5 protein-coding genes and 1 pseudogene are annotated in these 6,000 nt (G+C 43.6%); all 6 read right to left on the bottom strand.

Features of this window, described 5'->3' with window-relative positions; translation table 11 throughout:
• Window positions 1-332: 332 nt before the first annotated feature.
• The 6 genes and pseudogenes from CKY02_RS25230 to CKY02_RS20305 all read right to left on the bottom strand — a co-directional run bounded on the left by CKY02_RS25230 (window position 333) and on the right by CKY02_RS20305 (window position 5,630).
• Window positions 333-758, bottom strand: coding sequence for a hypothetical protein (locus CKY02_RS25230; RefSeq protein WP_193493185.1), 426 nt, complete (start codon window positions 756-758; stop codon window positions 333-335).
• Between the two features lie 10 nt (window positions 759-768).
• A complete protein-coding gene (locus CKY02_RS20325; protein ID WP_240002103.1) occupies window positions 769-1,413 on the bottom strand; it encodes a Clp protease N-terminal domain-containing protein in 645 nt (214 codons plus the stop codon).
• A gap of 291 nt (window positions 1,414-1,704) precedes the next feature.
• Window positions 1,705-3,387 (bottom strand): OmpA family protein, encoded by a 1,683-nt coding sequence (locus CKY02_RS20320; RefSeq protein ID WP_112896699.1) that lies wholly within the window; start codon window positions 3,385-3,387, stop codon window positions 1,705-1,707.
• A 16-nt stretch (window positions 3,388-3,403) separates the two neighbouring features.
• The gene (gene tssL / locus CKY02_RS20315) at window positions 3,404-4,048 is read right to left on the bottom strand and encodes a type VI secretion system protein TssL, short form (protein ID WP_112896698.1); all 645 of its coding nucleotides are present in this window, start codon (window positions 4,046-4,048) and stop codon (window positions 3,404-3,406) included.
• 93 nt (window positions 4,049-4,141) lie between these two features.
• Window positions 4,142-4,365: pseudogene (locus CKY02_RS20310) on the bottom strand (type VI secretion system contractile sheath small subunit); the annotation flags it as partial.
• An 824-nt stretch (window positions 4,366-5,189) separates the two neighbouring features.
• Entirely contained in the window at window positions 5,190-5,630 is a 441-nt protein-coding gene (locus tag CKY02_RS20305; protein ID WP_112878045.1) for a hypothetical protein, read from the bottom strand.
• Between the last annotated feature and the right edge of the window lie 370 nt (window positions 5,631-6,000).

Raw genomic sequence — 6,000 nt, 5'->3', positions numbered from 1 at the left:
GGGGCAATAAGGGGAGCAGTAACTCCCATGCTTCATCAGGAAGGTCGTAACGAGCCATAACATGTTTTTTCCGAAAGTCAGAGCCACATAGATTATTCTATCTCAGCCTATTGCGGGACACAGCCTAATGTTTTTGCAGCGAGTTGCATCAAATAGGCACAATATGGCTGATATTGTGGAGTCTAATATGTCCAAAGGTGAAATAGCTATATTTACAGAACTTTGTCATCGCGCTGCAGATCTTTTATATACACAAACACTAATTAATGATGAAGGGTAAATCTTATGAAAATAAAATCACGTTTCACAGAAACTAAAGATGAATTGCTGAGTTAACATATTAAGTGTAATAGGTATGATAGGTGTTCGAATTGGTTGGATGTACTCAGTGAAAAATGAAGGGTCGCATAAGGCAAAAGTTTGACCGCTTCTGACGTAATTGTTAATACCTTTCTTGTTATCTTGATGCTCCTATCGCCCGCAAGGATCACCTTCGGGTGGCGAACAAAAACTCCCATAGCCTGCAAGGGAGTGCAGCGCCGGACTTCAAGCCGGTAATGGGCATGGCCCGGCAGCACGGTTTTACTCGCCTGAAGCTGACGGGCGCGAAACATCGGATGTAACAGCTCATGCAATGCGGCGTTCGGAGCATCAGGCTGTTGTGCCAATAACGCTATCAGTTGATCACTGCCCAAATTAGAGATCATTAAAATTACGGTATGACGAAAATCGATCTCGCGCCCCTCGCCGTCGTGCATAAAGCCGCGATCAATATCCCCCCTCAGCGGCTCTGGCTGTGATATCCAGCGTAAATTTGTCCAATACGTTCTGCAAAGCCGATGATAATGGCTGAGAATTAAGCGCATATTTATCTGTGTCGCTATCCTCAATTTCAGCGATTGATCCATCCGCCGTCAGACACGCCGCTATCTCCATCTCCGGGCGCTCGTCCGATTGTTGATCCAGCAACGGGCGCAAACGTTGTAGTTGCGTCACATTCAAGTTGAGTAACGGCCAAGTATGATGAATACGCAACCAAGCCGGTTGGCCGCGCAGCACCTGCAAAAGATGCACCGAGCGAATAGATTCATTACCCTCTTCCAGAGAAGCAACACACCAGGCAACCTGTAACAAACTACACAGGTCGCTTGATAACCGCGGGCGTTGATTGATGCTATGTGGCAAACGGTTAATTGTAGTCAGCAACGACTGCCATAACGCATCCATATCCCACTCATAACGTCGAGCAATCACCGTAATATCGCCTTCGCCGCCCTCAAGCAGCTTGAGTAACCAGTGTTCCACCGTGATTTCAGCATGTGCCCGTGTCTGGCAAAATGCAGCGGCAGCTTCCAATGCCCGCGCGCAATAGGCGTTTAAGCGGCATAATAGTGCAGTAAATACGGTATCCATATTAAAGTCCCAGTTGTCATTGAGAAGTTAGGCTGCATTCAACAAGTGAGCAGTGTTTCGCCATAGCTATCGCCTAACGAATGCTTACCCGTCGCTTGTTGTTTGAAATGCCCCCATTCTCAGGTAAAAATTTATCTGTCTGGCGAGGTTATCCCGGCCAGTTTTACGTTTAACAAACACTTCATCCGCTGAATTAAAAGAGTTGCCATACCCGCGTATGGCAGTCTGTTAGCGTGTTAAGTCTGATTCCGTTCATGCCAAACATCAGAGTGAATGGTGTTGACGTCTTCATCAGCCCAAGTGATTTTCTGGTCGTTGGCAGGCGACCACCCTCGGCGGCATCAGACTGATTTCAACCCTACGATTGACAGCACGCCCCGCTGCGGTTGTATTGGTAGCGATCGGCCGCGTTGCACCTTCACCTTTTACGACAAAGCAAGTCGGCGATATATCACTGGTTTGTAATATCCAATCTCGTACTGCTTTTGCCCGCGCCAGCGACAGTACGCGGTTTTTTGCGGCATCACCGGTTGAATCAGTATGACCTGTTATCACCACCATCCAGCCCGGTTTAGCTTTAATCTCAATCAATGCGTTCACCAGCACTTTGGCCGCTTCTGGCTTAAGACGTGACTGTCCAACGTCAAACAGTGACATGCTGCTCAGGTTCAATGTCTGTGGCAACGGCTTGCCACTCTTCGGTACAGGAGGCGAAGATACCGGTAACACCGCATGGTTGATCACAGCCATCAATGGTGTATAAAGGCGATCACCTAAATAAAGCCCTAACCCTAAACGCACCGGCTCGCCATCACGTTGATATTTTTCCAGCAACGTCGCATCAAGCTTAAGTTGATGGTAAGCCTGAACTTTTGCGTCGCTATCTTTCACGTCAACTACCTGATAATGCTGTAAATCACTGCGTATCTGGCGTAACAGGTGCACGTTGTTCCAGACACTGGAGGCCAACGCCAGACAAACAAACCCGCTCAGTAGGCCGATGCCCCAGATGACCGCTCGTCGGTGCGGTGTATGACCAACATGATGTGGCAACAGGCGTAACATAGCATTGGGAAACGGCGATACGTTCACCGCCTCAGCAATGCTGTGGCTAATGCGAGGTAAAGTGGTACGATCGACCAGCCATTTCGTCCATAAGCTGTCTGCCTGTGGCGTTTGTGGCAAAAACGTCAGCGCCATTGCTATCGGGTAACAAGGCCGACTGACCAGCTCCAAGGATCGACATTCGTTCAAGATGTTTTCTACCATCCAACGTTGCCATGCCGCCACCACAATCGCTTGTTGTAAACGTGTGACGCGTTGCTGTGCATCTCCTTCGGTCAACCAGATATTCATCCCAACAGCGGCATGTTTTTCTCCCCATACCGTCATTGTCGAGCTATCTGCCTGTAGCTCGAACCACGGGCTGATATCGCCATCAAGATAGCTGGCGATCAATACTGGTGTATGACAAGCGGTCATTTGAGTAACACGATCAACCTGATAGCGAAGTTCCCTGATCTTTGCCGCCATCACCGCGTGATCCCATTGCTGTTCAGGAAAGAGTGTTAATAACACACTGATCTGACTACACCAATCAGGTCTGGCGGCAATAATCGCTTCTACCAGCGTACTCATCTCACTTTGTTTCGGCACACAGATAAAACAGCCCTGTGGCGTGAAGCGTACCGGTTCTTCCGCAAACAGGGTTGCCACGCTATCTCCGCAGGTTAGCACCACAGGCTGGCGCCACGAAGCAGCAGGTAATGCCGCCATCAAACGGCAAATACTGGCCTGATGGGATATTTCAAGTGTGGTACGTCCCACCCACCACCAGGCAATCACCGTTACCATCAAGATCGCAGCCAACCACAATGCAACTGACATATTCCCTAACGGGAGGAAAAATAGACATAACAGCGCCGCCAGAACACCAGCTAAAAGCCACAACATTCGTTTTAATACGCAACTCAATTTGCTCTCCTTAGCCTTACCCAACAGACAAATATTGCTGAAGGTAGAGACGCAGACCGCACCACACCAAAGTTACTCCGGCTATGGCCAAGCATCCCCAAAACCACGGAGAGCGTGCACGCCAACATTGGCCCTGATGACGGTCTGAATTGACGCGTATCATCTGATGGGGTTGCACCACCATCACCCCGGCACGATCAGTCAAGATATCCAATAATGACTGACGTTCCTGAGAAATTTTTTCCAAGTCACCCCCCTGAAAGCCCAATGCCAGTACACGCTGGAAACCCGCTAATACCAGCAAAGAGGGTTGTGGTTGATTCAACACTTGACGTATACGTTCAAACAGCCGTTCTCCAGCATGGTTGCTATTGCAAAATAATGTCTGCAACGGCGTTTTCGACCAAGTTTCATAGCTATTATCCCGCTCAGGGCGTCTGAGTATGGTTTCATCCAGCAACGCACACAAGGCATAGATGATGTGAGCCATGTGCTCTTCGCTGAGACCACTTGCACTTAATTGCTGCCGAGCCTCTTCTATCAACTCCACCCCTTTTTGATATAACACCTCACCGTGCATCGATTTATCACCGCTTTTTAGCGCAATGACTAACATTCCAATGTCAAGCATCAGGTCATCAATTAAAATCTCTTTGTTCATAGATCCTCCTCAAGGAAACCCCAGGGATGAATCAGCCCCAGACGCAATACAGTTGTTGGTCAGTGCCTCCCAACGCGCTTGTTGCTGAAATTGTGAGGGGCTAAATTCAGCTAATACGCTGTCAAAATTGTTTTTATTTATAGAAACTTTTTCTCGTTCCGAGAGTGAGCGCTGTTCCTGCCCGTTGCCGTAATCACCCATGACCAGTAATTTCAACGGTAGCTCAACCTTTTTCCGTGCAGCGCCAGTATGTAAATCCAATTTAATATTAATACGCAACGCGACTTAGAGACTTCATTTTGAAAACTTGCAGTCATTGATGGCTCCTTACTACCAAAAACAGAATAAAAACATCATGTGTCACGGCATGACATTTTTATGAAATAACAAGCTTTATCAGATAGTTATGAATCAGATAATTAGACAAACAGCAAATATGAGGGAATGAATAATGGCATCTCAATTGACGAATAGCTTAACAAAACAACCGATGCAAAATAACCTCAAACTATACTCACGCTAACGAAAGAATTACCGTAGAAAACATCCAACAAAGAAAAAATTAATCTTATATAGATAATAAGAGGTACAACCTCAACAGAAGTTAAACAAGACAAAATTAAATAAAAATAAATAAAATCCAGGAAATCCTTAATGACATTTCGTAACCAATTATAATTGTTACTATTTTTAATTCTTAATTTGTTACAAATTGTAATAATCTGTAATAACCAGTAAAAATATGCAATAAATATCGGATAATTGTTATTATTTCACGACTTTATTTTATCTTTTTTGCTCAAATGATATTGATTATTAATTGTATCAATATCTCCATCAACCAGCGTATTAACCTATACGCAGTACAACTCACTTCATTAAGCAGATTTGTTCTTTATTACAATAAACGGTAAACGAAATAATTTAATGAGATAGGTATTAGAGAGATAAACGATTTCTACGCGTATCAGCATTTCAATAATTTAATTATTAGTTCAAATAAAAACTTGCCTAATAGTCAACCATCCGAACTATCGACAAGACAATCAAAAATACTGAACAACACGCGGAGAAATGCTTTCATTTCAACAAATGTCTATTGGTACAGCACGTTATCCGATATATTCAATATCTCATAATGCTATATCATTTCCAGATCAATATTATTATCATTAAAATTCAACGTCAGTATCTTATTTCCTCCACCTCGATTATTACCAGGGATCTCTAATGCATTATCGTAAGTGAATTCCCTATTTATAGAATACTTAACCGCGTTTTCATTCGGTGGATTACAATAATCCTGAAATATCCAAATATTAAATTCAAATTCAGATTTAAATCCTCTTTCAGTATAGATATGAATGGCTTTATTAGGTTCATATTTATCACCTATCCAGGGAGCCCATAAATTGCCATGCCATTCAGACATTTTATCCACAGAGAATCTTTTCCTGGCAACATATCCATGTTCAACGACAACTTTACACGGCATTTTATTATAAATAGATTTAATATTTGTTACTCCTGCGATAATATTAATAGCTGGTTTATTCTGAGTGTTACTTAATTTTCTTTCCATTTTATTCACCTATATCAATTAGTAAGTTAAATAATAATTTTGATAGGATTTATACCCTATGGATTTCAAGATGCATCGCGACGGCAAAGGAGCGAATCCCCGGGAGCATAGATAACTATGTGACCGGGGTGAGTGCAGCCAACAAAGAGGCAACTTGAAAGATAACGGGTATATAATAACTTCATCCTTTCGCACACTATAATCCAGCATTGACCTAAATTATCCTTTCAACATTAATTTCCCCCTGTGACATTACACTTAAAATAACATTAACCTCTTATTAATCACGCCTACCCTCTTATATCAATGATTAGCCTTAAATTAAAATATAGCGCAAAATCTATATTTTATCATTAAGGCCAGCTCACAT

It is taken from the genome of Photorhabdus bodei, from assembly GCF_003287735.1.
GTDB classification, from domain to species: domain Bacteria; phylum Pseudomonadota; class Gammaproteobacteria; order Enterobacterales; family Enterobacteriaceae; genus Photorhabdus; species Photorhabdus kayaii.
This window is presented reverse-complemented; position numbering and strand designations above follow the sequence as displayed.

Coding starts and splice junctions, on each gene's coding strand:
- CKY02_RS20305 (WP_112878045.1), bottom strand. CDS start 5,630: ATGGAAAGAAAATTAAGTAACACTCAGAATAAACCAGCTATTAATATT.
- tssL (WP_112896698.1), bottom strand. CDS start 4,048: ATGAACAAAGAGATTTTAATTGATGACCTGATGCTTGACATTGGAATG.
- CKY02_RS20325 (WP_240002103.1), bottom strand. CDS start 1,413: ATGGATACCGTATTTACTGCACTATTATGCCGCTTAAACGCCTATTGC.
- CKY02_RS25230 (WP_193493185.1), bottom strand. CDS start 758: ATGCACGACGGCGAGGGGCGCGAGATCGATTTTCGTCATACCGTAATT.